The organism is Nostoc sp. NMS9 (genome assembly GCF_017114995.1).
Classification (GTDB): Bacteria; Cyanobacteriota; Cyanobacteriia; order Cyanobacteriales; family Nostocaceae; genus Nostoc.
In genome coordinates this window covers 19,646-45,385 of sequence record NZ_JABXKL010000081.1, presented here as the reverse complement: position 1 = coordinate 45,385, position 25,740 = coordinate 19,646, and the positions used below count along the sequence as shown (strand labels likewise).

Here is a 25,740-nt window from a genome sequence, read left to right as displayed (position 1 = left end):
CTGTTAAGTACTTAATTTACACATTGAGACCGCAGGGGAGCAGGGGAGAGGGTTTGAAGTTCTTACCCACAATTTAAATTGTGCAACTTGTATGCACAACAGCTTAACACATTGATTTTTAATATTTTAAAGGATTTTAAACGTTACTAATTATCAAGAAATTAGTAATATTTATGATTGCTAAATTAATTTCATAATATTTTATTTAGGATTGTTAGCTATTATTAATGATTTGTTATTGATGTGAAGTATTTTCCATTTTCGTCGTCAACAACACTATATTTTTACGATTTAATGTATATCATATTTTATCTAATAACAGTAATTTATTTCAAAAAACTTAGATTTTAAATTTGAGCTATAAGTTTGCTTTTTTAAATATAACCTCGATTTTAAACTTAGACTAAAAAATGCTGAGAGGGAAAAAATATGTTCACTCGATTGACAAACCATTTTTTAGATGATATCAAAAAAAGAAGCTTATTTCAACATCACGATATTAAAACTTTTATCCTATTCTTTGTTATTGGTATAGGTTTAAATTTAGCGATCGCTTCTTGTACTCCTAGTAATTCAGCTAATGCACCTGCACAACAACCGCAAGCACCTAAGCTAACAGTGCTAAAAATGGGACATCAAAAAGGAATGGCACTGCTGAATATTGTGAAAGCGCAAAGAAGTTTAGAAAAGCGCTTACAACCCTTGGGTATTTCTGTTACCTGGAATGAATTCTCCTCTACAGCACCTCTATTGGATGGGATGGGTGCAGGTGCGATCGTTTTTGGTGGCGGTGGCGGTACAGGAAGCGTCTTTGCTCAAGCAGGAGATAAATCATTTGTCAGAGTTGCAGCTGGTACAGGTAGCACTAGAGGTTCAGCTATTTTAGTCCAAGAAAATTCACCGATTAAGACTCTTTCTGATTTAAAAGGTAAGAAAGTTGCTTTTGCAAAAGGTTCTGGTCAGCATTACATTATTGTGCGTGCTTTAGAGAAAGTAGGTTTGAAATATGGTGATATTAAACCTCTCTACCTGACACCAGCCGAAGCTTTACCAGCGTTTGAGCGTGGTGATATTGATGCGTGGTTAATTTGGGACCCTTATACTGCTGAAGCTGAACGTAAACTTCGCACTCGTCTATTGGCAGATAATAGCACTGTATTTGGAGACAAAGCTCCACTAGAAAGCCCAAGCTTTTATTATGCTGCTCCAGATTTTGTGCGCGATCATCCAGACATTCTCAAGACAATTTTACAAGAGTTAGAAAAGGCTGGTGCTTGGTCTAGAGACAACTATCAGGATTCCGCCAAACTCCTTTCTAAGCTGTACAAAATTGATTTAAAAACAATGGAAACTGTAGAAAAACGTGGTGGTCAACGTGAGGTATTACCTGTAACAGATGAAGTTTTGAGTGGATTGCAACGTATGGCAGATACTTTCTATGAACTCAAAATTATTCCTAAAAAAATTGATGTCAAAGATAAAAATTACAACTGGTTTCCTGAGCAGAAGTGGTAATTCGTAATTAATTAAGATATAGGTTTTTGTTCATATTTTGATTGATTATAGTAGGCGATAGCATGAAATTTACCATCAATACTAACCGTCGATTCTTTTTAATAGCCGTTACATCATTTGCGGCTTCTACAGTATTTTCTAGCTGTAGTTCACCCCAAAATAATTCTGCTGCTAATACAACTGCAAATCCATCAGCAGCCCCAGTTGGGAATACATCTACAACTGGAGCCAAGGACAAAATCAACGTTGGTGTAACACCAGTTCCAGCCGGAGAAATTTTAGAGTTTGTCAAAAAGAATTTAGCACCGGAAGCTAGGCTAGACATCGAAATAGTTACTTTTAATGACTTTGTGCAGAATAACACTGCCTTGAAAGATGGGGTAATTGATGCCAATTATTTCCAACATATTCCTTTTATGGAGGACTATGGCAAGAAACATAATTTCGAGATGTATGCCTTTACTCCCCACAGTAGACTGAAACGTCGGGCTAAAGTGGAAGAATTGATTTCACTTGTTGGATTGACAGGTAAGGCTAATGCTTATCCGGCACAACTTTCTGGCGGTCAAAAGCAACGGGTAGGTATTGCTAGAGCTTTGGCTGGAGAACCAAAAGTTTTACTTTCTGATGAAGCGACATCAGCACTTGATCCGCAAATTACGAGGTCAATTTTGGATTTATTGCGCGACTTGAACAAACGGATGGGTTTGACAATTTTACTGATTACCCATGAAATGGGTGTAGTCAAGCAAATCTGCGATAGTGTCGCTGTACTCAATGCTGGCAAGATTGTGGAAAAGGGATATGTTAGCGATTTAATCGCCAAGCCAGAATCATTTCTTGCCCAAGAATTTTTTCCCCATCGCAATGGTTATAAACCAAAGCCTGGTGCAGTTATTGCCACGATCGCCTTTGCAGGAGAACAAGCTAGTCAAGCGATTTTCGCCACCCTAGCCCGTAATTTTGATGTGGATGTCAATATCCTCAGTGGGAGTGTGGAAACAGTAGGCGATCGCCGAGTTGGTCAGTTTCACATCGAATTAGAAGGTCAAAAGGTAACTCAAGCTTTGAAATATTTACACGAAGCAGAATTTGAAGTAGAAGTGCATTGAATTGGGAACTGGGAATTGAGAAAAAAATCAAAATTAAATCTCACTTTTTCAATTACAGAATTTCCTTTCTGATCTATATTAAAAATTACGAATTACGAATTATTATCATGTTTTGTCCAAAGCTTGCTCGTCGCTATTTTTTCCTGACAACAATGATTCCAACATCAAAAAACTAAATCAATTGGTTATTGATCCCAAATTGAAGGATTATATCAATAACTACTTCAAGGGTACGATCGCACCTGTATTTTAAACTTAATACGGAGGACTAATGAGCAGATTGAAGCAATTAAAACTAGGTGCTTTTATGCGCCCGGTAAGCATACATACAGGCGCTTGGCGCTATCCTGGCGCTTTGCCTGACGCTAATTTCAACTTCCCAGCGCTGAAACGATTCATCCAGAAACTAGAGCAAGGCAAGTTTGACGCATTCTTCATGGCTGACCACTTAGCGGTGTTGGATATGCCAATCAACGCACTGAAGCGCAGCCATACTGTCACATCCTTTGAACCTTTCACCCTACTTTCTGCCCTTGCCAGCGTCACCGAACACATCGGGCTGGTAGCCACCGCTTCCACGACCTATGACCAGCCTTACCACATCGCTCGCCGCTTCGCGTCTCTCGACCATATTAGTGGCGGTCGCGCTGGCTGGAACATCGTCACCACAGCCAATCCAGACGCAGCGCTCAATTTTGGATTAGAAGAAGAGATAGAGCATGATGAACGCTATCGGCGGGCTAGAGAATTTTATGATGTTGTCACGGGTCTTTGGGATTCCTTTGCTGACGATGCGTTTATTCGGGACGTGGAAGCAGGGATTTATTTCGACCCTGCAAAGCTTCACGTTTTGAATCATAAGGGAAAATATCTCTCGGTGCGAGGGCCATTGAACATCGCCAGACCTGTCCAAGGCTGGCCGGTAATCGTTCAGGCAGGCGCATCCGAAGCCGGACGGCAATTAGCCGCCGAAACCGCCGAGGCTGTGTTTGCACCTGCTAGTAATCTGGAAGCTGGCAAAGCTTTATTTGCAGACATTAAGGGACGGGCGCAGGCGAAGGGACGTGACCCAGACAGCATAAAAATCCTTCCAGGTGCTTTAGTCATCGTTGGGGAAACCGTCGCCGAGGCACATGCCAAGCGTCTTCATTTGGACAGCCTAGTACATTATGACAGTGGGATCGCCAGCCTCAATAGTGCGCTTGGCTACGATGTTTCGGGTTTTGAACCCGATGGCCCCTTGCCAGAAATCCCACCGAATAACGCTGGTCACTCTTCACGAGAGAGAGTAATAGCCTTAGCGCAACGTGAGAACTTGACTATTCGACAACTGGCGCAACGCATTGGCAGTTACGGTGGGCTGGCTTTCGTCGGCACACCCCAAACCATTGCCGATGAGATGGAGCAATGGCTGATTGAGGAAGGCTCTGACGGTTTCAACATCATGTTCCCTTTTCTTCCTGAAGGGTTGAACGATTTCGTTGACAAGGTTGTGCCAGAACTCCAACGGCGTGGGATTTTCCGCAAAGAGTATGAGGGTAAGACGCTGCGTGAAAATCTCGGACTAGCGCGCCCTGCTAACCGCTTTTTTCAAGCCAGTCTAGTGTGAGCTGCGATCGCTGTTATCAGTTATCAGTAAACAGTAGATGCAACGGGATTGTTCTGCTGCGCCAATAGCATGACCTATATAGAATATTCAACTTTCGCTTTGTCGAACTGAATTGATAGAAAACTTAAGCGTTAAAATCAGTCATTGAACAATTCGATGCACTCGATATGTACAAGTTTGCTTCAGCTTCGGAGAACGAACCCATCGTGTTTGGCTGTGCTCAACCAGGATATAGCGATGAGCAAGTTAACAAGTGGATTGAGTTCATGCACAATCAAGACGTCAAGCGTGTCTGCTGCTTGCTGACTGAGTATCAACTCATTCGCTACACAAATTTACTTGAAGCTTACCGACAGACCTTCGGAATTAACCGGGTTTGTTGGACACCGATCTATGATTTTGATTTTGCCAAGCCGCAAATTCTGATTCACCAAATTCTACCGTTCCTAGCTGCTGCCAACCAGAATGAAGAGAAAGTTGTTGTTCATTGTTCTGGTGGAGTTGGACGCACAGCGCATATTTTAGCGGCTTGGCTTGTGGCTTTCCGAGGACTCTCCAATCAAGCCGCGATCACAGCCGTCAAAAAAACTGGGAAAAATCCCTATGAAGCAGTTATCGCCGCCCCTTTCAAAGGTCGCAACCCCTGGAAAGTAGCTGCTGAACTCAACCTGCTATTAGATGAGTGTAGTCGATTGAAAGATAAGTTAGCTTGATACTGCCCCTCGACAGATACTTTCCAACTACTACCCCCACCCGAAACGCAAGCGGCAGAACGGCAAAGTTGAGCCGACACAGATAACACCGAAACGTAGACTGACAACCTTTCGGCGTTCGGCTCCAACGCCGTGTTCTGCGGCTGGTTAATTCAATCAGTTTTTGCTGCAAGTTTACTAACGATGAGTTCATTCAATAAAACTGGAAGTAGCTCTAGTCCGAATAAAATCAAAATTCCAGTTACCAGAAGCAAACCACTGCCTAATAGCATTTCAATCAGTAGAAAAGGTGATAATCTCTTTATAGAAAAGCATGTCAGAATCAAGAAAAATGTTATTATTAACCTCAGCGTTCCTGACTTAAAAACAACGTCATCTTCTAATAATTGACCTCCCAACTGTTGTGCTTCTATTAATTTACTAAAGTATTTATAACGCCACTCAGGCAGAACTCCTGGAATTGAAAACAATTTATTTAATTTTTCGAGCAGATCCTTTGGGAAATGCTTGATAGCAAAGAGATCAGCAACTAATTCGTCATCTCGCTCATTAAGCTTCTGATCCGACTCGATTGCAACAAGATAAATAATATATGGAAGTGCAGGTAGGGTTGACCAGAAAATGTTGCTACTGATTATAAGAAGGAAAATAAAAATACCGAAAGCATTGGCTGTAGCAACGAATGATCTCCTTCTAATTCCCCAAGAGTACTTCGTCATATGCCCAACTTCATGATAAAGATAGAATAACCCTGAAGTTGTCAACTTGCCAGGAGGATCTCTGAGAAAGACTACTGAACAAGGATTGTATGGTTGAGAGCCTTTTCTCTGATTTCGTGAAATTGACGAGAACGTTAATGGAGCTACAAACCCTTTTCTCTCTCCTGCCTCCAATCCAACTACGCGAGGGTTCAGTACAAAGATATTTCCTAAAGGCTGATCACTGAAGGTTGAAAGTACCCGGCTAGTTTTCATCTGAGCAATTTCCTCAGGTGAAATATAGTCTTCAAAGCTATACTCGGTTAGACTAAAGTTATCTCCTATATCTTCAGCTAAGTACTGGTAAATTTCCTTGACGGTATATAGCGAATGCAACCCTTCTGCCACTAACTTAAGTAAACCATGAATTAGTAGCGCTAATACAACTCCAATGAAATTCGTAACGCCAGGACGATAAAGGAAGTTAACTAATTGAATAAATACAAGTGGAAGATGAAATCCGACTATTATGGGCAACCCGATAAACCAAAAAAAACGACAGACCAAACTCTGTTCATCTATTTTAAAGTTAATTGTATCAAGAAGTTCCTTGAATGATGAAGGTCTCCAAGGATTATCAGAGTTTTGCTGCTCAAAATCGGTCATGTCTAAGAACTCAATTTTTGGGCTTAGTTTGATCAACCACTTGTTGAATAATCTGATCGAATACCTCTGTATCCATTTTGTCTTGCTTGTCTTCATCAACCGAAGCCAACAGTTCTTGCTTTACTTTAGCAACAGAAATACTTTGGTGTTTACTACGAAAACGATCAATAATGTCTAGCAATGCAGAAATCCCTTCGGCAACTGCACATAAAAAAAGTATGGTTGACCCAACTTCAAAGTTTGAACCTCTTCTGCTAGAAATAACATCAATATTCTTACCAGCAACTGTTGTTTGGGCAATATTCTCAACCGTTGATCTACCTGCTAAATCGTACTCTATTGGGTAGAATTCTTCAATTAACTCAACGATTTCATTAGTATCTCTCATGATTTATACTCCTGGGAGGTAAACAGTTTACAAAGAAACTTTAAAGAACCTTTTTTGGAAAATCTGTCTGAAGTATTACCAACTTGCTATTTTCTATCAAGATTTTAGCTCAAAAACTTTAATATTTCTTTCATCAAAAAACCTCTGTTGAGTGGAAATAGTCGAAGCAGCAGAACGACCCGCTTCACCCGCCGCTAGTGACTTCTCGAACTCAACCAACCATCTTTATACGGTCGGTGTGCAAGCGGATTGTTATACGGCTGATCGATTACCTGCCATTAAAAACCCTCGGTATCAACACCGTATTTCGCAGCTATCTGTAGCACCTCATGCCAAGAATCTTCGATTTCTGATATATCTGAAATATCTAGCTTATAGGAATCTAGTGAAAAGTCTGATAAATTTGGTATGGACTTAGAGATATGTGTAAACCAAGCAAAATTGTGTCGGACAAAAGCCTGTTGAAACTCCAACGGACAATCTTTAAGACTAATTTGATGCATTTTGTCTGCTAAATCTGAATAAGATTTTAGGATCGGAAGGAATTCTGATAACATATAATCTCTGAAGTCCTTATCCTGCGTATGAGTTTGTATTAACTGCTCAATAGTCTGTTTGTTTACGATTCCATTCTTCTTATCCTGCTCAAGTACCTGCTTAATTGCATCAGCATAACGCTCAATTACTGCTTTAGCTTTTGCTTCTTCTACAACTTTCGCTAATTCTTGATCATAAATTTGCTGCTCCTGCTTCTGCACAACTTTTAGTTGATTAGGGTGTGAATCTAACCATTTTCTGGTCAAGCCCTCGCGTACAAACTCAGCAGTCAACTTTGGTAGTTGAAGCTCATAGTAGGGATCAAAACTTAGGTAATACAAATCAGCCAAATAAGACGCGAACAGTTTATTGCTTGAAACAATCATCTTCCGAACAAGCCGAAGGGCTTCTATCTCACCTGTACCTCTTGACATCAAATCTTTCTTAGCATTTTCCCAGTTCCATTCTTCACTTGCTACAAATGAAACTTGCTCGCTTTGAATTCCCCAAAATCCTATCCGAAAAGTACATGCATAGTCAGTGATGTCCATATAGAGGATCGCTGTAGGTATGGGAGCTAGAACTCTATGCAACTGCTCTACGTTGAGATCGTTAATAGGTCGCTTAAAGTAACCACTATAAAATCTAATTGGATGCTGTCGATTTTGTTCAGGATAGTATTTAGCTAGAAAGGCTTCTAAGCCACGTAGTTCAAGCTCAAGATTGTTACGAATAGAAGGCGAAACGTCTGAACTGATGGCTGGAGGTGAGAGTAAGATTAATAGTGTGTCACTTTTTTTGCTTAATAAATCCTCAGTTTCCTGACGACTTAAAATACCATTCCAATTTTCTAAATCCCAGTTAGATTGAATTTCGGTTAGTTTCAACTCAATTTGTTTCGCTTGAAACTCACGTATTGAATCGCGCATTAATGCAACTAATTCTTGCTTTGTCCTAAAATCTTGTTCTTGTGCATCGCGCTTCCTTTTAAAATCTTGTTCTTGTGTATACTCATAAAGTTTACGCTTACCTTCAGAATTGGAGAGTAAATCTCTAAGACGTTCTCGCAATCCTTCACCTATCCCACGAGCAACATCCCCTATTCCTTCACCTATCCCACGAGCAGTATCTCCCGCACCTTCACCTATCCCACGAGTAAAAGCTCCTACTCCTTCGCCAATTCCTTTCAACATAGGACTTAGATAATCATATTCTAGGCGAGGGAGAAGATTAAACGGTGTTATGTCTTGACTGTCAACGCTCTCAGTTGATTGAGCCAATGCCGTAGGTAAGTTTCCAATACCAAACAGATGGAGAATACTCGTTCCTATGCTCACTCCTATAAGCTTCTTTAGAAAAGCGCGACGAGCCAGAGATGTTATTGTAATAGACGGTTGTAGCAGTTTCATGAAGTCCAGAAGAGTAGCCCCAATATCATTCAACGACAACTTAATTCTAAATGGCGACATACAACGAGAACTGTCCCTACCGATAACCTAAGTCGTATAACTATTTATTATACGGAAACTTTCCGTATAATCTTTTTTCAAATCCTAATATATCAAGCATTACAGCTACCTTCTTTCTGGATATACGGAAAACTTCTTTTTTAAACCCCTATTTTGGATATTATACAGAATTTTTCCGTACATCCACCCTTTACGGGATGATTATATGGAATTTTCCCGTGTATTCCGACGTAAAAACCACGATGATTTACACCCATGTACTTAATAGGGGTGGTAAAGCTGTTCGCAGTCCGCTTAATTAGAACTACTGGCATATATTTTGCATGAATTTTGAACACCTAAAATGGTACAAAGTTAATACCCTACTTTAAGACCCCTAAGTGAAGAAGTTTTATCAGGACAGCAGAAGATTGCGGACTTGTTTTATGAACAAAAATTCATCACAAAGAAAATCAACGTTAGGGATGCGACTCTCTCTCGTGAACAGTATGCTGCTTTTACTCCAACAGATGTCAAGCCTTGAGCATTTGTCAATTTATGGTACGACCACAAACACATGACAGATGAAAGAAGTCACTTAAGAACCACTTTTAATCAAGTAGCACTGTTGTATGACCAAGTTCGACCAGGATATCCAGAAGCGCTTTTTGACAATGTGGTGTCTCTCTCAGAAATCACTCCAGACGGAAGGATATTAGAGATTGGTTGTGGTACTGGTCAGGCAACTGTGCCCTTTGCCCGCCGGGGTTATCGTATACTCTGCATTGAGTTGGGTGAGAATCTTGCTACGGTTGCCCAAAAAAATCTGGCTGCTTATCCGCAAGTAGAAGTGCGTAACATCGCTTTTGAGGATTGGGTGACCCAAGAAAATGCTTTTGATTTAGTGATTTCGGCGACTGCTTTCCATTGGCTTGACCCAAGTATTGCTTACAAAAAAACTGCTCAAGCCCTCACATCTGAAGGAGCGATCGCGCTATTTTGGAATGAACATGTATATAGTGATGCTAGTAATGGCTTCTTTGAAGAAGTACAGGAGCTATATCAAAGTTTAGCTCCTCAACTGGTTAAAGACGATGAGCCTCCTTTGCGTGAGCAGAAAGTCCCTAATAAAACAGGTGAGATTGAGCAAACAGGTTTGTTTGGTAAAGTAGTCTATCGCTCTTATCGATGGGATGCAACATACAACAGTGCAAGTTATCTCAACCTCTTAAATACTTACTCCGGTCATCTAAATTTAGATCGGATTACAAAAGCGCGTTTTTTCCATGCGATCGCTGAATTAATTAATACCAAGTTCAATGGTCAAATTACTAAAGGTTACTTAACTACTTTATACGTAGCCCACCTATTGTAATCTTATCTAAATCTTTTTGCAGATATGATTAAACAGTTACGTTTTGTAAGGGGGACTGTTACCCAAACACAAACACCTGTTGTATATGGGATTTTAAACCCCTTTGAGTAGGATAAAAATTGTCCTTGAAGAAGTTCACAAATTAGGCAGGCGTAGGCGACTGGCGTTTTCCTTGGACTTACTCCGTAGACGCTTTTGGGCTTTCAACTTTGAGTCTTTCCTGCAAAAAGACGTTAAAACAGATTGACAACTTGGGGAAAATTTGGGAGTATCAAACTACGGTAATTCGGTAGATTTTTAGTGCTTTATAAAACTTAAATACATCTAAAACCCTTACAGAGGAATGGTTTTTGTCGAGTGCAGTCGGTGGCTTGAATATGTTACCAGATGTAATCGCCTCAAGGCTGGAAACATTCTTCAACTTTGTAGTGCTAAAGTCGCGTCACCCAGAAATAGCAATTGCCTGACCACTCACCAACATAGATTTTCCACAGGATATTCGGAGATAGAAACTAATGATTAAGAGTCCAGAGAAACTTGCAGATACGACAATTCAGTTTTCGGCTCCGGTGAGAGCAAACTCGCCGGAACTTCAGCAGCTTTTTGATTTTATTGCTCTGGGAGCAAGTGAGCGCGATCGCGATCGCATCCTTCCTTATAATGTGGTTGAATTGATCCGGCGTTCCCGGTTGGGTGCATTGCGAATCCCCGTTGCCGAAGATGGTGGTGGTAGCACTGCACGCGAACTATTCGAGGTCGTGATTAGACTGGGGGATGCTGATCCAAATGTCGCTCACATTGTGCGGAATCATTTCTCAGTAACAGAGCGGATTTTGCGTTCTGAGCGCACCCAGAGGAATCGCCGATGGCTCAAGGCCGTTGCTGATGGTGCAATTATTGGACTCGCTACAACTGAACTGGAAACCAAGCGATCTGGTGGCGGCCAAGTCGTAAATACAAAATTAACACTCGATGGCGACGGCTATCGGCTGAATGGTACTAAGTATTACAGCACTGGCAGCCTTTACGCAGACTTGATTTTCGTGCGTGTGTTAGTACCCGATGACACGAAAGCATTTGTACTCATTCCTACCAACCGCGAGGGGATTGACCTTGTGGATGACTGGGATGGCTTCGGGCAAAGACTTACAGGCACAGGAACAACTACTTTCACTAATGTCCGTGTAGAGGTAGATGAAGTAATTTTTGAGACAGACACAGACAAAGACAACCTGCCATATAACATTGTTCCGCAATTATTCCTGACAGCAATCAACGCTGGCATTATTCGTAGCGTTCTGCGTGATGCAACAACCCTCGTTCGTACCAGACCCCGAACTTTCTACCATGCCGTAAGCGAGCAAGCTTCAGAAGACCCAATCTTGCAACAGACTGTCGGGCAGATTGCCGCCAATGCCTTTGCTGCCGAAGCGATTGTTTTAGCAGCAGCTGATGGTCTCGATCGCCTTCCTGCTGCCCAAGCTCAGGGTGAAGAGGCAGAGACGGCTGCGGCACTGGCAACTTCTTTGAGTGCATCCAAAGCCAAATTGATTGTTGATGACCTAGCACTACGTTCGGCCACCTTGCTGTTTGAAGTGGGTGGGGCTTCCACAACAAAGAAAAGCTCCAACTTTGATCGTCATTGGCGCAACGCCCGTACCTTATCCTCACATAACCCAAATCACTTTAAGGCTCGTGCGATCGGCGACTACGAGATCAACGGTACACCATTGCCGCAACGAGGATTCTTCTAATTTTGTTCAGATCCCTGACTTCTAACATGCGGGAAACCACTTTATGAGTATTTATTCAGAAGTCGGGGATCTGGCAGCCAACCGAAACCGTTGAGAGGAACTATGAGTGCAATCGATACTACTTTTTTGAGAGCAAGTAAAGAGGCGATCGCCTCTCCAACAGACTATCCCCAAAGCCCATTATCCCAAGCTCTCCGGCAGCCAGTACTGCTAGGGCTGTTCTTACCGATTCATCACGGTGGTTGGAGTTCTTCTACCCTACCGCGTACTACAGACTGGTCATTTGATTACAATGCCAAACTGACCCAAAAGGCTGAGGAGCTAGGTTTTGACCTGATTTTTGGCTATTCCACATGGCAGCCGAAGGGCGGACAGGGGCCAACTCGCACAGAAGCAGGTTTAGATGCCTTCATTGCTACTGCTTCCCTTGCTGCCATTACCTCACGCATTCTATTAATCTCAACCATTCACGTCCTCTACGGGCCTTGGCATCCCATCCATCTAGCTAAATTTGGTGCGACACTTGATCACATTTCTAAAGGTCGCTGGGGAATTAATGTTGTCACTGGACACCGGGCTTATGAGCATGAACTGTTCGGCTGGAGCCAGATCGAACACGATCGCCGCTATGAACTCGCTGATGAATTTGTCACCGTCCTCAAACGACTCTGGTCGGAAACAGAGAATTTTTCTTATAAAAGTCAGAGTTCTTGGCAGTTTAAGGATGCCTACATCAGCCCCCGCCCGCTTTATGGTCGCCCCATCTTAGTGAACGCCACTGGCTCGGATGCTGGTATCGAGTTTGCGGGTCGCCATTCTGATATCGTATTTATTACCAGTCCGGCTGGCGGTGACATAGAAAGCGCCTTGTCGTCGTTACCCGCCCATACAGCCCGTGTCAAACAATCGGCGATCGCTAATGGTAGACAAGTCCGCACTCTCCTAAATCCGCTTATTGTCGTGCGTGAAACTGAAAAAGAGGCAGAAGAATATGCCCAGGCGATTATCGACCATGCAGATTATCAGTCAATTGCTGGACGTTCAGGCGTCAGCAGCGATGCACACGCCTGGAAGAGGCATCAAAAGGGAAATCTGCGTTATGGCGTTGGTAGTGCGATCGGCGGTAATGTGCAGCTAATCGGTTCACCCGAACAAATTACCGAGCAAATTTTGCAACTGAATAAAGCTGGTGTCGATGGCTTCCAGCTTGCCTTCTACGATTTTGAGCCTGATCTGGATTTCTTCGGTAAGCGCGTTCTACCACTACTGAAACAGGCTGGACTTAGACTCTAAGTTCTCTAACCTAGCTAATACCAATTCTCTAAAATCGGCAACACATTCAAAATTTGACCTTCTTAATTACGAATTACGAATTGGTATTCCGCCCTGTTTTCAACTTTTAGAGGTGCATTAATGCAAGGACAAGAATTACTACAAAGCTTGTTGCAAGCCACTAGTGAAACTTTTTACATGGTGGGTATATCTACCCTGGTTGCAATAGTATTAGGCTTACCTTTGGGCTTGTTACTAGTGATGACAGACCCCGGAAACTTGCTAGATTTTCCCCAAGTGCATAAAGTACTGGGTGCGATCGTCAATACTGGACAATTGTTGGCACTTCCATCGGTAGCACAGCCGCTTTAGTTCTCCTAACTCTCGCCGCCATTCCATTTTTTGGTCGAAGAATATAAGGGAAGGCTCATACCAGTTTTTTAGAGATTGTCGCTCAAATCGAATAATTTTTTGATATTTGTATCTATGGTTCTTTTAGAGTTTATTTTCTCACTACTTGAGTGTAGCTTCACATAGAAATACCTCCGCTAAATTCTCATAGTCAAAGATAAAGAAATATTGATTGGATTTGAACAACCCATCAAAAGGTGATATCTTATCTGTATATTTCAGTAAGTCGATCGGTTTACCGTAGTTTGTTCACTATTATCATAGATATAGCTGCTTAAACTCCTAAAAATTGATATCAAGGATTCAATTGTGGTGAATTATTTAAAAGAACACCGCTTTCAATATAAACAAAAATGTTCTGCCAGTATAATCTTTGCGATCGCAACGTCTTTTCTTGCTTTGATAGCTTCTAGTTGCAGTCAACAAACAGCTATTAATGTCGCAGCTAACTCAGATTCCTCTTCAAAAACTCTCACTACCAAAACTACAGAGAAAAACAATGTGATTCGCTTGGGTTACCAAAAAGGCGGGATTATTCCTATTGCGCGTCAACGGGGTGAGCTAGAGCGTCAGTTAGTAACGCAAAATATTAAAGTTGAATGGAGTGGGCCATTTGACCGTTGCGCTACGCTTTTAAGTTCTCTCAATGGTAATTGGGCAGATATTGGCGGCTGTGGTGATATTCCTTCCATGTCTGGAATTGCTGCGGGGCAACCTCTTTGTATTGGCTCTGTACAGCGTCCTAGTCCAGATTCTTTGAGTAATGCCATCTTAGTTCGTGGTGATTCTCCCATTCGTAAACCGGCTGATTTAGTAGGTAAAAAAGTTGCTGTTAATCAAGGTGGTGCAGGCGAATATCTGTTATTAAAAGTTTTGGAAAAAGAAAAGATTCCTAAAGAAAAAGTCCAGCGAGTTTATTTATCACCGAATGACGCTGCACCTGCTCTATATCAAGGTTCTGTTGATGCATGGGCAGTTTGGGAACCTTATATTTCCATTGCCCAATTAGAACATAAGGCGCGAAGAATCACCACTACACACCCTGCTCCTACCTACGGCATTATGGTTGTTCGTGGTGATGCAGCTAAAGAAAATCCTGTAGCAGTGAAAGCTGCTCTTACTGCTTTGAGTGAGGATGGCGAATGGTTAAATCAACATACTAATGCTGCATCAGATTTTTTAGTTAAAGAGCTAAAAGTCTCTGATACTGTAGCCAAGCAAGTGACGAAAAATCGAGGACCAGAGTCTTACGTATTTCCTAATACTGGGGATATCGCCAATCTTCAGAAAACAGCTGACTGGTTACTAGAGCAAAAAATTATTCCGCAACGAGTAAATATTGCTACAGCAGTGTGTCCGTTAGAAACTACTGCTGTTAGGTAGGAAAGATGACAAGAATATACCCAAAAATTAACATGTCTACCAATTGGCTGCGGCAGAATTTTTTCTTCTCTGTGGGTTGCTTGTTAGCTCTAGCAACAACAGCTTGCTCAGAGGTTAAGTCTACCAGTCCGGCAACGATCGCTGCTAATCCTGGCCCATCCCAAATCGCAGTATCGAATACAACTCAATTGCATGTTGCTAAATATAAAGGTGGCTGGGACTTAAATTTAAAGTGGGCTGGACTAGATAATTTCCCTTATCAAACTCAATTTACTGAGTTTACTGGGGGTAATTTGATGGTACAGTCAATCAATGCTGGTGCGATTGACTTGGGCTCAGCTAGTGAAATTCCGCCGATTTTTGCGATTGAATCGAAAGCATCTGTAAAAATTATTGCCACTCTCAAAGGGCCGACGGTTGGTCAAGTTGTACTCGTACCCAAGGACTCGACTGCCAAAACGATCGCTGACCTCAAAGGTAAGAAAGTAGGTTACGTTAAAGCTACGACTGCCCACTACTTCCTGATTAAGATGTTGGAAAAAGTTGGGCTGACGATGAAGGATATCAATGCAATTCCTTTATCAATACCCGATGGACTTTCAGCTTTTCGTAAAGGACAGCTTGATGCTTGGGCTACCTACGGTTACTCCATCCCCCAAGCCAAAAAAGAAGGGGCGCGGGTACTGGAATCTGCAAAAGATATTTTGAGCGGTAACTTCGTGATTATTGCTTCACCCAATGCGATCGCCGATCCCCAAAAGAAGGTTGCGATCGCTGATTTTCTCTGTCGTTTGCAAAAATCCCAAACTTGGCGGGAATCTAATCTCAAGCAGTGGTCGAAGAATTATGCAAAGACCATTGATGTTGATGAAGGCATCGTTTATCAGGATGCCCAGCAAGGTCAACAACAGCGTCGTCAACAAGTACTTCCTGTTTCTGACGCAGCTATTGCTTCTCAGCAAAAGGTTGCTGATACCTTTTTTCAAGCAGGTGTAATTACCACAAAAGTTGATGTGAAACAACTTTGGGACAGCAGTTTTAACGAAGATATTGCCAAATGCCAATAATTGCAGCAAGAAGTAAAAAGCTAAATGTCAAAATCACCTTATTTTTAATAGGGGTAAAAATATGTTTCATGGAATAGAAAGAGAATTATTAAATGGAGCACCTTGGTTATTTGGACAACAGTCTCAATTACCACATCATCTCCAATTAACAGATCAGCAAGAACATGAGATCCGTGATATTTGGGAATTCCCACCACAAGAATCTGCTGATCGTGAGCGTGTTCTTAAGCAGGAGATAAAACGGTTTGGGATTTTCAGCAAACTAAAAAGTTTTTCTTTAAAGGCGTAGGCGTAGCCCGCCGCAGGCATCGCCAATAAATTAATAGAAAATTTCAACTAATTTGCAATGTGCAGTACAGCTTTGCTGGGGTAGCTTCTTTCAAGTATTTGGGTGACATCAGCACCGCTTCGCTAACAGTCAGTAATTATTTTATTTGTAAAGTTTAATATTAGATAAACTAATTATTAGTTTCTCATAATATTATGCTTTTCAGTATCACTAATCTCGGTAAAATCTCATTTCATCCTCAAATACCGACATGACAACAACGACTGACCTCGATTTTGCCGCACGTGAGGCGTTGCGCCTACTCGGCCCCGATCCCGAAAACTGGGTGAGCGATCACTCAGGCATTGACCACAATGTGACGATAGTAGGCGGTAGTGGCAGTGGCAGCACCTTCGCATTTGCCCTGCGGCGTGCCGGCATTGGTCGCGTGATAGTCATCGATGAGGCTGAGGACGAAGCCCATGCAGGCGTGTGGCTGACGCGAGCGCGGATGAAAAAGCTACGCACACCGAAAAACCTACCAGGGCCAGAACTGGGCATTCCGGCGCTATCATTTCAAGCTTGGTACGAGGCGCGGCACGGTGTTGAGGCATACGCAGCGCTTGACCGCATTCCACGAGTGGCGTGGGCTGAGTACCTCAGCTGGTATCGGCATTTTCTGGGCATTCCAGTTCGGTATCAGACGAAGTTGGTGCGGATTGAGCCGGACACAGATTTCTTTCGTCTACACTTAGAAGTGAACGGTGTCGCGCAGGTGGAAACCACACGTAAAATTATCTTCGCCAACGGTGTAGCTGGCACTGGTGGCCCAAATATACCGCCTGTATTGGCATCTCTGCCACGCACCTTATATGCACATACCGCCGATGAAATCGACTTCAACAATCTGCGTGGTAAAACAGTAGCAGTGCTGGGTGCTGCGGCCTCGGCCTTTGATGCGGCAGGAGTGGCATTGGAATCAGGCGCTAAGGCAGTACACCTGTTCGCACGGCGATCAGCGATCGCATCTGTGCCGGTGAATCGCGTGCGAGGTTATCCTGGCGCTTACTATAACTATCCGCAACTACCTGATGCAGCTCGGTGGTTCCAAGCTTGGCGGTTTAATCAGGTTGGCTCTACGCCACCACCAGACGCAATCGAGCGGGTAATAGCGTTCTCTAACTTCCACCTGCATCTATCCGCACCGTGGAAAGCCGCTCACAACCAGGGCAATCGCATCGTCGCTCAGGTAAATGATGATGTTTTCGAGTTCGATTTTGCGATCGCTGGTACTGGCTACTTTGTTGACCCGACAAAGCGGCCGGAACTCGCCGAATTTGCACATCACATCGCCCTCTGGCGCGATCGCTATGAAGCCCCAGCCGACCAGCGTGACGATCAACTCAGCACCCACCCTTACCTTGGCAGTGCCCATGAATACCAAGAGAAAGTATCTGGCAACGCCCCCTACCTGAAGGACATCCATGTGTTCAATCCTGCTGGCTTCGTAAGCTTCGGTCTGCCCATCGGTGACGTACCCAGTATCCGACGCGATGTGCCAGCAGTAGTGGCACGTATCAGCCACGACTTATTCTTCGCTGACTGGTCATTACACGAAGCCCGGATCACTAGCGGCAACATTTCGCCGGACTTCGACACATCATTGTATGCAGATGCAGTGTGGAAACAGCAAGCCAAGGTGCCAGTCAGCTAAATCTGCGTAGCGTTTATAATTCACGCCTAATGTGAATTAAAATGGTCTGCAACCAGATGCAATCGCTATTTATCACTCTAAATCAACGTAATCTTTTCAATCGTACCGACTCTATTATTTTCGTACCAAATCACATCAAGCTTTTCCACTCTGCCGGCGATCTCAAACGACTGTGCATTTAGCTTGTCAACTACACGCTTGCACTCTTGGAGGTTACGAGAGTTAGCAATTCCAATCTGGGGAATGAATGGGATGTCTTGACGTAACTCTTTAGTTAGCACTCCTGTATATAGGCGATCGTGCAGCTTAACGATGTTGCTATAACCTTCGTCAGGCACTAGGAATACGTGCGTATACTGGCTGAAAACATCATTGCTCAAGACGGCACACCGAATAACAAAGTCAAAAGCTTGGGTTTGTTGCGTTACCTGCTGCACATGGTTAATGAATGGTGCTTCTAAAAAATTGAAAGCGGGAAACACCAAGGTAAAGTGGGGATTAATAACTTGTAAATACAGTTCATCGTGCTGCTTTCGCACACTCTGAATCCAGGCGAAGTCAAAAGCAGAAATCGTCGCATAGTTCACAACCAATAAACTTCGCACCATTTTTGAGTACAATCACCAACATCTGTTCAGGATAATACTTCAAGGAATGTCTTGCACCTGCCACAATCCCAAGCTCTTATCTTTATATAAGCCACCTCCCTCAGTACATTGTTCATGTATCAGTAGTAGAGGTGTAGGAAAATTAAAAGGTTGTTTCTCCAAATTTAGTAAACGCCAGTCACCTGTCGTGATATCCTCGTTATCTTCACAATTAAGGAAAGTAGTTGTTAGTAGATAATCAATATGGCTACTTTTAATATTATCGAGAGCAAAGAAAATATCTGCTATTGAAAGATGCACAAAGCAATCTCGGCATAGCAATATGTTTGCTCTTGGTAGAGGGTCGCTTGTTAAATTCAATGTTAGAAACTGACACTTTTTACTTCCGTAACGCTTCTGGTTCTCAGTAATCAGTTCAGGTACAATATCTGCGCCGATGTAATTTGAAATAGGTAAGTCTATGAACTGCATCCAACTGAAGTCTCCGCAAGGGAGATCGAGGAGTATCTCCACTTGTAATGTTTTAAGTAATGCTGGAAGTTGAGCTTCAATCTGTTGTGTTTGTCTTCTACTAGCACCCTCCCCTGAAATTGAATTAGCTCCACGCCAATGATTCGTTTGGAAGATGTGCCGGAAGGTATCGCCGGCCAGTAAGTTCACACCTAGATATGTGAGCTTCTCAAAGTAGTAAGGATCAAAAGGAACATTGTCTCGCCGTTTGTTCATGATCTGATAAACTGTAGTCCTTAATGCAAGAGTTCATGAAGGACTTTCTTGCTGAAGGAAGAAAGTATTACATTATCTCCAAGCAATGTATCGGCTAAATCACGCCTGATGTGAATTAAAAACGCCTCTTGTACCGTAAGGGTTTTGAGATTGTCCAAAATCATAATTTTGGAATTATCAACGCAATTACAAAGGTTCCAACACTTAATTCACATTAAACGTAAATCACAAACATAGACAGTGGTCATAAATTAATTGGGGACACTGATTGAAAGGAAAATTATACCTTAATCTACGGTAAACTGCTATAGTTGCTGTAATATGCAATAATAAGTTTGATTCTAACAATCTTGATGGGTATAGCTTATGAATTCTCCAATTAATCTTGAACTTGAATACGAGTGCTAACAGAACTGGTTATTTTTGACTGTGATGGAGTGTTGGTAAACAGCGAGACATTGAGCAATCATGTTCTTGTCCAATTTCTCGCAGAGTTAGGACTAACACTGAAACTTAAAGAAGCTATTTCATTATTCAAGGGTTGTAAAATGGCTGATTGTGTTGCTGTCATTGAGCAAAGGCTTGGAAGAATGATGCCGCTAGATTTTGTAACTCAGCTTCGTGAGCGTACTGCCGAGGCATTCGAGCGTGAACTGCTGAGTGTGGAAGGAATAGAGGCATCTCTTGACAAAATCAATTTACCTGTCTGTGTTGCTTCCAGTGGCCCACCCGAAAAAATTAAGTTAGCGCTGCGTGTCACTAATCTGCTACCTCGATTTGAAGGACGTATCTTTAGCTCCTATGAAATTGGCAGTTGGAAGCCAGCACCTGACTTATTTTTACATGCAGCTAAAAATATGGGAGTTCAAGCTCCATATTGCACCGTTGTAGAAGACAGCGTTTTGGGTGTGCGTGCAGGTGTTGCCGCTGGTATGAAAGTCTTGGGTTACACCAATCCGAGTGAGGCTACTTCTCTTGAAGACTATGGAGCACGAGTCTTCTATTCCATGTATCAACTACCTTCTTTACTATCACAGCATTAAAAAATTGGTATAACTGTCAATTCTTCTTTGCAAATAAATCAGAACTTTGGAATAAAAATGATGTGCTAATTGGTGTTCAAATATCGAATTATCCTTCTTGTAAGGAGAGTTCCGACTCATGAACAAAATTCGGTAATGTTTGGTAAAAATCAACAATACAGTTTAGTTTGGGCTTGATGCCTGCTTCTATAACATTAACTCTGATAGTTCAGTCAGCCGATTAATTCGTTTTATAATCCGAGGAGATGCCTGCAAATCCCCGTGAAGACGATTAAGCCAAACTCCTATTAATCCGGCATCTCTGGCCGCTAACGCGTCTAGTTCAAGGTTATCTCCAACATAGACGCTCTGTGTTTGTTGTACTCCCAGTTTGGCACAAGCATACTGGAAAATCTGGGGCGCAGGCTTGGCAAATCCCGCCACTTCTGAGGTAACAACGACATCCAGAACAGGCAGAATACCGCATCGTCTAAGTATTTCAACTTGCTGCGCCTCCTGACCGTTTGTTACTACCCCAATCTTGTATTTCTGTAACTGTGCAAAACACTCATGGACATCATTGAATAATTGGCACATACTCACGTAATGTTTCCAATACTCCGCGAGCAACGCATCAGCATCCACATCTGAAAATTGATAACCGTATTTCGAGAATGCTTCTCGCAGTCTGCCTCTGCCCGATTCCTGAAATGTGACTTGTTTTGCAAAGAACTTTTTGTACCATTGTCGGGTTAAGGATATCCATTGTTCTTGAAATACATTTAACTCATATTTAGCATCGGGTATGACCTTATCAAACAATGCACCTGCGGCATCCCTAATTGCTGCATCGTGATCTATGAGCGTATCGTCAAGGTCAAAAAATACGGCTCTAATCATATATTTATTTCGCTATACGGGACAGCTTAAACATTTTGCAGAAGATTTAAAAGTCAGAACGTTAACAATCATCCTTTGCTGCCGCAGCCCTAAAGAAGTGCGAACACTAAAGCTCTTGTTTGTTTTAGCAACGTTAAGCCTCTTTGTATGCGTAATCAATATACAACTTGTTTAAATTTAGGTTAACTAAAGGTTATGCAATGAATGTCAACTATCTTATAATACCTCTAAACTACAGTAAATCTCTCGGCTTACCGAATTTAATAGAGGAGGGAAATTTTGAGAAACAAGCGGCAGCCTACTTGGAAGTTAAACAGATATATCACTAAACAAGTTCAGACTCGTACTGTTAAAGCTTGGCAAGCTATAAGAAGCTGGGGGTTTCTATCCCTATTTTTGGCGGGAGTAAGCTTAAGTATAGTGATGAGTGCTTGTTCTTCGGCTAATGTTGATAAAACTGGTAATACTATTGCCAATTTAGGTCGTGATGTAAACCTAACGTTTGTTTCTTATTCAGTTACAAAGGCTGCATACGAGCAAATTATTCCACAATTTGTAGAAAAATGGAAAAAAGAGCATAACCAAAATCTGAAGTTTACTGAAAGTTATGATGGGTCTGGTTCTCAAACCCTGAATGTGATTGATGGTTTAGAGGCTGATGTGGTACACCTGTCACTGGCCCTTGACGTTGACAAACTGGTTCAGACAGGTTTTATTCAACCGGGTTGGGAAAAAGAAGCACCAAATAATGCAATTGTGACCCAATCCGTAGGTGCGATCGCTACTCGTGAGGGGAATCCCAAAAATATTAAAACATGGACAGATTTGACAAGACCAGGAGTGAGCGTACTGACAGCTAACCCAAAAACATCTGGCGGTGCGCGATGGAACTTCCTGAGTTTATGGGGTTACGTAACAAAAACTGGTCAGGATGAGAAGCAAGCATTAGATTTTACTTCCAAAGTTTATAAAAATGTACTTGTGCTGCCCAAGACTGCTCGTAATGCCAGCGAATTGTTCTTTAAACAAGGTCAAGGGGATGCTTTACTCAACTATGAAAATGAAATGATTTTATCAAAACAAAAAGGCGAAAAGTTCTCATATGTTGTCCCTGATGTGAATATATCTATTGATAATCCAATTGCTGTGGTAGATAAGAACGTCGAGCAACATGGGACTCGGAAAGTTGCAGAAGCATTTGTGCAATATCTGTATACACCAGAGGTACAACGAGAATTTGCCAAAATAGGATTTCGCCCTGTGAATAATACGATTGCAAAAGAACTGGGTAGCAATTTTCCTAAAGTTAAAACTCTGTTCAAAGCAGAAGATTTAGGAGGATGGAACAAGATTCAGCAGCAATTTTTTAATGAAGGTGCTATTTTTGATCAAATCCAAGCTCAGAATTCTTTAAAGTAAATGGGTAAAAATTTTCAGAATTTTTACAACATAGATGATTAGAAATGTAGACCATAAGGCATATTAGAGAAAAGCTTATGGTCTAAAATCTTAAATAAATATTCAAGCAAAAACTACTATTTAAAGAGCTTGAGTTTAACTAGATTGACTATCATGAAGAGAAAATTAATAATGGGAACTAGAATTATGCAACAGCTTAATCAACAAGACAAAGACAAATTTATTTCCCCTCGTAGTCGTTACTATGGTCAGGTTAAGCCAGAAAACTTAGTGTTTAATGCAAATTTACAAGAATTTGCTGAAAAAGTAGGCATTATCACTAGTTTAGAAACCAATGGGAAGCTCTCGGCTAATGAGGCTTACAAACAGATTAAATTACTTTGGAAACAACTGAAGTGCAGTAAAAAACAACTCTTAAATAGTAATGACCCACCAGCATAATCATGAAATTATAGCAATCCGGAATCATTCATGAGAAAATACTGAAGAGATTTGTAAGTAATATTTGTCACAAAAAGTGTTGATGGCAATGTGGATGCGTTAGCGAAGCTCACCGTTCGCGTAGCGTCTCGCAGAGAAGGTATCGCGGTTAAGAGGAAGTCGAAAATAGCAAAGATAGCATGAAGTCAAACGAGCGAGAGCGCCTTTGGCGCACACTTTGCGAACGCAGTCAAAATGTTGCTATCAAAATATAAACCTCCAAAGTGACGGAAGAAGGATATATTTAATATTGTTGATGGCTAAAAGATTAGCTAAAACCATCAACCTCCTCATGTGACTGGCGATTTAAGTAGAAAAAACTACTAGGGAGCATGGGGAAATCTGATGCCGAACGCCTGGGCAGCCACTTTATGTAAGGCAATATGTGTCTTTAGAGGAACTGTTTATGGTTAGCGATAGCAAACAACTCTGTCTCCAACACGCCAGCATATCTGAGGTTCCATCCCTTCACAAAATCTTGGTGGCTTGCGGTCTTGATATGAAAAACCGCTTCGGTTTGAGTCACTGGATGGCGCCAAATTATCCGCTTGAGCAAATGCTCCACGATGCTATGGAGCAGGATGTTTACGCCGTTACAGTCGGCGAGAACCTAGTGGGCACTTTCACACTTGAGATGATGACAACAGTTCCATTGAGCTACATCAAGTATGGAAACATTCTTTGGCAGATATCAGATGTTCCGGCAGTGTATGTACATAAACTAGCAATACTTCCATCTTGGCAAGGCAAAGGTATAGGAACATGGTGTATGCAAGCTATTGAGAAGCTTACCATTGAGTGCGGTTACTCTGCTGTACGGTTGGATGGAGTGAAGACACACCTAAAGCTCTTGTCTTTCTATAAAAGTCGAGGATATCAACAAGTGGGAGAACTAATTTACAACTCAGATGTGTGGGTTGATGCAATTGTTTTTGAGAAAGTTTTAGTATTTCTGTAGCAATCAATTCTACAATTTCTGTTTCTACTGCATTTGCAGCCGTTTTAACTTTAGTAGACTCTACCGTATTATTTCAAATACCCTTCTAAACAATGTCAAAGTGTTACTGGCATGAACTCACAACGGTTGATTTCCGAAATCTCGATAGTAGCAATATAGTTATCCTGCCGATAGGCGCGATTGAACAGCATGGGCCACATTTGCCAGTTTGGACTGATACACGTATCGTCAACGGAATAATCGAGTGCTTCTTGACCGAGGGCACTGATTCAGCTAATGTACTAGTTCTCCCAACGCAGACTATTGGTCAAAGCCTGGAACATCTGGATTTTCCCGGCTCTTTGGCGCTTTCTCCTGATATACTCTTGGAAATTTTAAAACAACTTACGGCAAGCCTCACAGCAGTTGGTATCCGGCGGCTCTTAATTCTAAACTCTCATGGCGGCAATCAATCCGTCATTAGCGAAGCAATTCTAGCACTACGCCGCCGCTATAGTATGCTGGCAATTGCAACAAGTTGGTTTGCCCTTGGCGTTCCTAAAAGTATTTTCAATGACTACGAGATGAGTCTTGGTTTGCACGCAGGTGCTATCGAAACATCACTAATGCTGCATCTCGAACCGGATTTGGTCAGGCGGGATCAGATGAAGCAAGCAAAACTGAAACCCTTTGTCTTAGAGTCAAAAGATTCGCTTTTGAGTCCATTCGGCCCAGCAAACTTCGGCTGGCTGAGCCAGGATATCTGTGAAACTGGTGCTTGGGGCGACGCAACCATTGCCACTGCTCAAAAAGGTGAACAAATTCTTAAACATATTGTAGGTCGTCTCAGTGAGTTGGTTGAACAAATCGCTCAGTTTGATTTAAGCCATCTCCAACCTGCTGCCGTTGACCCACTACAGCAAGGATGATCTTTCACCTTATCGATTTTGCCGATACATCCTATAGCAATCTAAATCATTTGTGAAAATTCTATATTTCTTTCTTCTTTCTTCCCTTTGCGTCCTTGGCCGCCAAAATGGTGCTTTGGCAAATCAGAAATTTCCAAGAGCCTACATGGTTTGCTAATTTATCAGCAAGCTGTTGTCCGCGCGTTAATTGCTCTATCGATGCGTCTGAAGCTTTCTGTGCGACTTGAGTGTTTTGAAGTGCTTGTACATCAACGCTATTTGACAATATTTTTTTGCTTGTATTCATACTAGACCTGTTTAGTTAATCAGTATGTGTTTGGCTTGATACTCTAAAATTAAGCTTTCCCGCCAATAGAAGCAAATATTCTTTTTTTAAAAAACGATAAATAGAAGTAATTGCTCGTGAGAAGTATTTGAAGGCGAGGGAGAATCCCAGCGAGGGCTGCGCCTACGCAACTGGTAATGATTGCCAGTCCCAAAATTACAGACTAAACCCTCATTCTCATTCGTTCTTAAAAGGGAACTCTTAACGGGCAACAGGTGAAGCAGGTGCTAACAGCGGGTCTTGCGACTTGTACCGCTAAAGCGCAACAGCACCAAGTCGTTGGCGCAGCCTCTCGTAGAGAAGGGCATCAGTGTCTCAATTCCGAAGATCCTAGCTGCAAAAACACAGGAAATTCTTAAATAGCAATACATACTACGGCAAATCTATCGGAATAATGTATGATACTCTCAGTTCTACTCCCAGCACAGGAATATTGCTATCAGATTATTGGCAAAATTCCAAAG

General features: G+C 42.1%; 24 protein-coding genes and 1 riboswitch. Of the genes, 17 read left to right on the top strand and 7 right to left on the bottom strand.

What is annotated here, in order from left to right; genetic code table 11:
* Window positions 1–429 precede the first annotated feature (429 nt).
* From HWQ40_RS25915 to HWQ40_RS25900, 4 genes are all read left to right on the top strand, one after another.
* Complete coding sequence (locus HWQ40_RS25915; protein ID WP_292783652.1) at window positions 430–1,515, top strand: aliphatic sulfonate ABC transporter substrate-binding protein; 1,086 nt, start codon at window positions 430–432, stop codon at window positions 1,513–1,515.
* Between the two features lie 62 nt (window positions 1,516–1,577).
* On the top strand, window positions 1,578–2,627 hold the full coding sequence (locus HWQ40_RS25910; RefSeq protein ID WP_292783649.1) for a MetQ/NlpA family ABC transporter substrate-binding protein: 1,050 nt from the start codon (window positions 1,578–1,580) through the stop codon (window positions 2,625–2,627).
* A 271-nt stretch (window positions 2,628–2,898) separates the two neighbouring features.
* Window positions 2,899–4,236, top strand: a complete 1,338-nt coding sequence (locus tag HWQ40_RS25905; protein ID WP_292783646.1) for an LLM class flavin-dependent oxidoreductase — start codon at window positions 2,899–2,901, stop codon at window positions 4,234–4,236.
* 167 nt (window positions 4,237–4,403) lie between these two features.
* Entirely contained in the window at window positions 4,404–4,949 is a 546-nt protein-coding gene (locus tag HWQ40_RS25900; RefSeq protein ID WP_292783643.1) for a dual specificity protein phosphatase family protein, read from the top strand.
* Between the two features lie 152 nt (window positions 4,950–5,101).
* Here HWQ40_RS25900 and HWQ40_RS25895 read toward each other — a convergent pair whose 3' ends face one another.
* The 3 genes from HWQ40_RS25895 to HWQ40_RS25885 form a co-directional block, all read right to left on the bottom strand.
* On the bottom strand, window positions 5,102–6,313 hold the full coding sequence (locus tag HWQ40_RS25895; RefSeq protein WP_292783641.1) for a hypothetical protein: 1,212 nt from the start codon (window positions 6,311–6,313) through the stop codon (window positions 5,102–5,104).
* 10 nt (window positions 6,314–6,323) lie between these two features.
* The gene (locus HWQ40_RS25890) at window positions 6,324–6,701 is read right to left on the bottom strand and encodes a hypothetical protein (RefSeq protein WP_292783639.1); all 378 of its coding nucleotides are present in this window, start codon (window positions 6,699–6,701) and stop codon (window positions 6,324–6,326) included.
* Between the two features lie 278 nt (window positions 6,702–6,979).
* Window positions 6,980–8,707 (bottom strand): hypothetical protein, encoded by a 1,728-nt coding sequence (locus HWQ40_RS25885; protein ID WP_292783637.1) that lies wholly within the window; start codon window positions 8,705–8,707, stop codon window positions 6,980–6,982.
* Window positions 8,708–9,263: 556 nt separating this feature from the next.
* On the opposite strand from HWQ40_RS25885, the gene HWQ40_RS25880 reads away from it, so the two are divergent.
* From HWQ40_RS25880 to HWQ40_RS25845, 8 genes are all read left to right on the top strand, one after another.
* A complete protein-coding gene (locus HWQ40_RS25880; RefSeq protein WP_292783635.1) occupies window positions 9,264–10,061 on the top strand; it encodes a trans-aconitate 2-methyltransferase in 798 nt (265 codons plus the stop codon).
* Window positions 10,062–10,576: 515 nt separating this feature from the next.
* Window positions 10,577–11,815 carry an acyl-CoA dehydrogenase family protein gene (locus HWQ40_RS25875; RefSeq protein ID WP_292783633.1) on the top strand — a complete coding sequence of 413 codons (1,239 nt, stop codon included), beginning with the start codon at window positions 10,577–10,579 and terminating at the stop codon, window positions 11,813–11,815.
* Between the two features lie 102 nt (window positions 11,816–11,917).
* Window positions 11,918–13,108: an LLM class flavin-dependent oxidoreductase gene (locus tag HWQ40_RS25870; RefSeq protein ID WP_292783631.1), complete on the top strand. Its 1,191-nt coding sequence runs from the start codon at window positions 11,918–11,920 to the stop codon at window positions 13,106–13,108.
* 120 nt (window positions 13,109–13,228) lie between these two features.
* A complete protein-coding gene (locus HWQ40_RS25865) occupies window positions 13,229–13,459 on the top strand; it encodes a hypothetical protein (RefSeq protein WP_292783628.1) in 231 nt (76 codons plus the stop codon).
* A gap of 348 nt (window positions 13,460–13,807) precedes the next feature.
* Entirely contained in the window at window positions 13,808–14,881 is a 1,074-nt protein-coding gene (locus tag HWQ40_RS25860) for an aliphatic sulfonate ABC transporter substrate-binding protein (RefSeq protein ID WP_292783625.1), read from the top strand.
* Between the two features lie 32 nt (window positions 14,882–14,913).
* A complete protein-coding gene (locus HWQ40_RS25855) occupies window positions 14,914–15,948 on the top strand; it encodes an ABC transporter substrate-binding protein (RefSeq protein WP_292783623.1) in 1,035 nt (344 codons plus the stop codon).
* A 61-nt stretch (window positions 15,949–16,009) separates the two neighbouring features.
* Entirely contained in the window at window positions 16,010–16,237 is a 228-nt protein-coding gene (locus tag HWQ40_RS25850; RefSeq protein WP_292783621.1) for a hypothetical protein, read from the top strand.
* A 250-nt stretch (window positions 16,238–16,487) separates the two neighbouring features.
* Window positions 16,488–17,930: an NAD(P)-binding domain-containing protein gene (locus HWQ40_RS25845; protein ID WP_292783619.1), complete on the top strand. Its 1,443-nt coding sequence runs from the start codon at window positions 16,488–16,490 to the stop codon at window positions 17,928–17,930.
* A 77-nt stretch (window positions 17,931–18,007) separates the two neighbouring features.
* Here HWQ40_RS25845 and HWQ40_RS25840 read toward each other — a convergent pair whose 3' ends face one another.
* Together HWQ40_RS25840 and HWQ40_RS25835 are read right to left on the bottom strand one after the other, a co-directional pair.
* Window positions 18,008–18,538, bottom strand: coding sequence for a 2'-5' RNA ligase family protein (locus HWQ40_RS25840; protein WP_292783618.1), 531 nt, complete (start codon window positions 18,536–18,538; stop codon window positions 18,008–18,010).
* A 39-nt stretch (window positions 18,539–18,577) separates the two neighbouring features.
* Window positions 18,578–19,264, bottom strand: a complete 687-nt coding sequence (locus tag HWQ40_RS25835) for a class I SAM-dependent methyltransferase (RefSeq protein ID WP_292783616.1) — start codon at window positions 19,262–19,264, stop codon at window positions 18,578–18,580.
* Window positions 19,265–19,665: 401 nt separating this feature from the next.
* Between HWQ40_RS25835 and HWQ40_RS25830 the strand changes: the two genes are divergently transcribed.
* Window positions 19,666–20,307, top strand: coding sequence for an HAD family hydrolase (locus HWQ40_RS25830; RefSeq protein WP_292783613.1), 642 nt, complete (start codon window positions 19,666–19,668; stop codon window positions 20,305–20,307).
* A 186-nt stretch (window positions 20,308–20,493) separates the two neighbouring features.
* Here HWQ40_RS25830 and HWQ40_RS25825 read toward each other — a convergent pair whose 3' ends face one another.
* Window positions 20,494–21,186 carry an HAD family hydrolase gene (locus tag HWQ40_RS25825; protein WP_292783610.1) on the bottom strand — a complete coding sequence of 231 codons (693 nt, stop codon included), beginning with the start codon at window positions 21,184–21,186 and terminating at the stop codon, window positions 20,494–20,496.
* Between the two features lie 321 nt (window positions 21,187–21,507).
* Between HWQ40_RS25825 and HWQ40_RS25820 the strand changes: the two genes are divergently transcribed.
* The 4 genes from HWQ40_RS25820 to HWQ40_RS25805 all read left to right on the top strand — a co-directional run bounded on the left by HWQ40_RS25820 (window position 21,508) and on the right by HWQ40_RS25805 (window position 24,951).
* Entirely contained in the window at window positions 21,508–22,605 is a 1,098-nt protein-coding gene (locus HWQ40_RS25820) for a sulfate ABC transporter substrate-binding protein (protein ID WP_292783750.1), read from the top strand.
* 186 nt (window positions 22,606–22,791) lie between these two features.
* On the top strand, window positions 22,792–23,046 hold the full coding sequence (locus HWQ40_RS25815) for a hypothetical protein (RefSeq protein ID WP_292783747.1): 255 nt from the start codon (window positions 22,792–22,794) through the stop codon (window positions 23,044–23,046).
* 323 nt (window positions 23,047–23,369) lie between these two features.
* Window positions 23,370–23,454: riboswitch (ZMP/ZTP riboswitch) on the top strand.
* A 37-nt stretch (window positions 23,455–23,491) separates the two neighbouring features.
* Window positions 23,492–24,043, top strand: a complete 552-nt coding sequence (locus tag HWQ40_RS25810; protein WP_292783607.1) for an N-acetyltransferase — start codon at window positions 23,492–23,494, stop codon at window positions 24,041–24,043.
* 92 nt (window positions 24,044–24,135) lie between these two features.
* The gene (locus HWQ40_RS25805) at window positions 24,136–24,951 is read left to right on the top strand and encodes a creatininase family protein (RefSeq protein WP_292783605.1); all 816 of its coding nucleotides are present in this window, start codon (window positions 24,136–24,138) and stop codon (window positions 24,949–24,951) included.
* Between the two features lie 61 nt (window positions 24,952–25,012).
* On the opposite strand, the gene HWQ40_RS25800 is transcribed toward HWQ40_RS25805, so the two are convergent.
* Window positions 25,013–25,237 (bottom strand): hypothetical protein, encoded by a 225-nt coding sequence (locus HWQ40_RS25800; RefSeq protein ID WP_292783603.1) that lies wholly within the window; start codon window positions 25,235–25,237, stop codon window positions 25,013–25,015.
* Window positions 25,238–25,740: the final 503 nt, after the last annotated feature.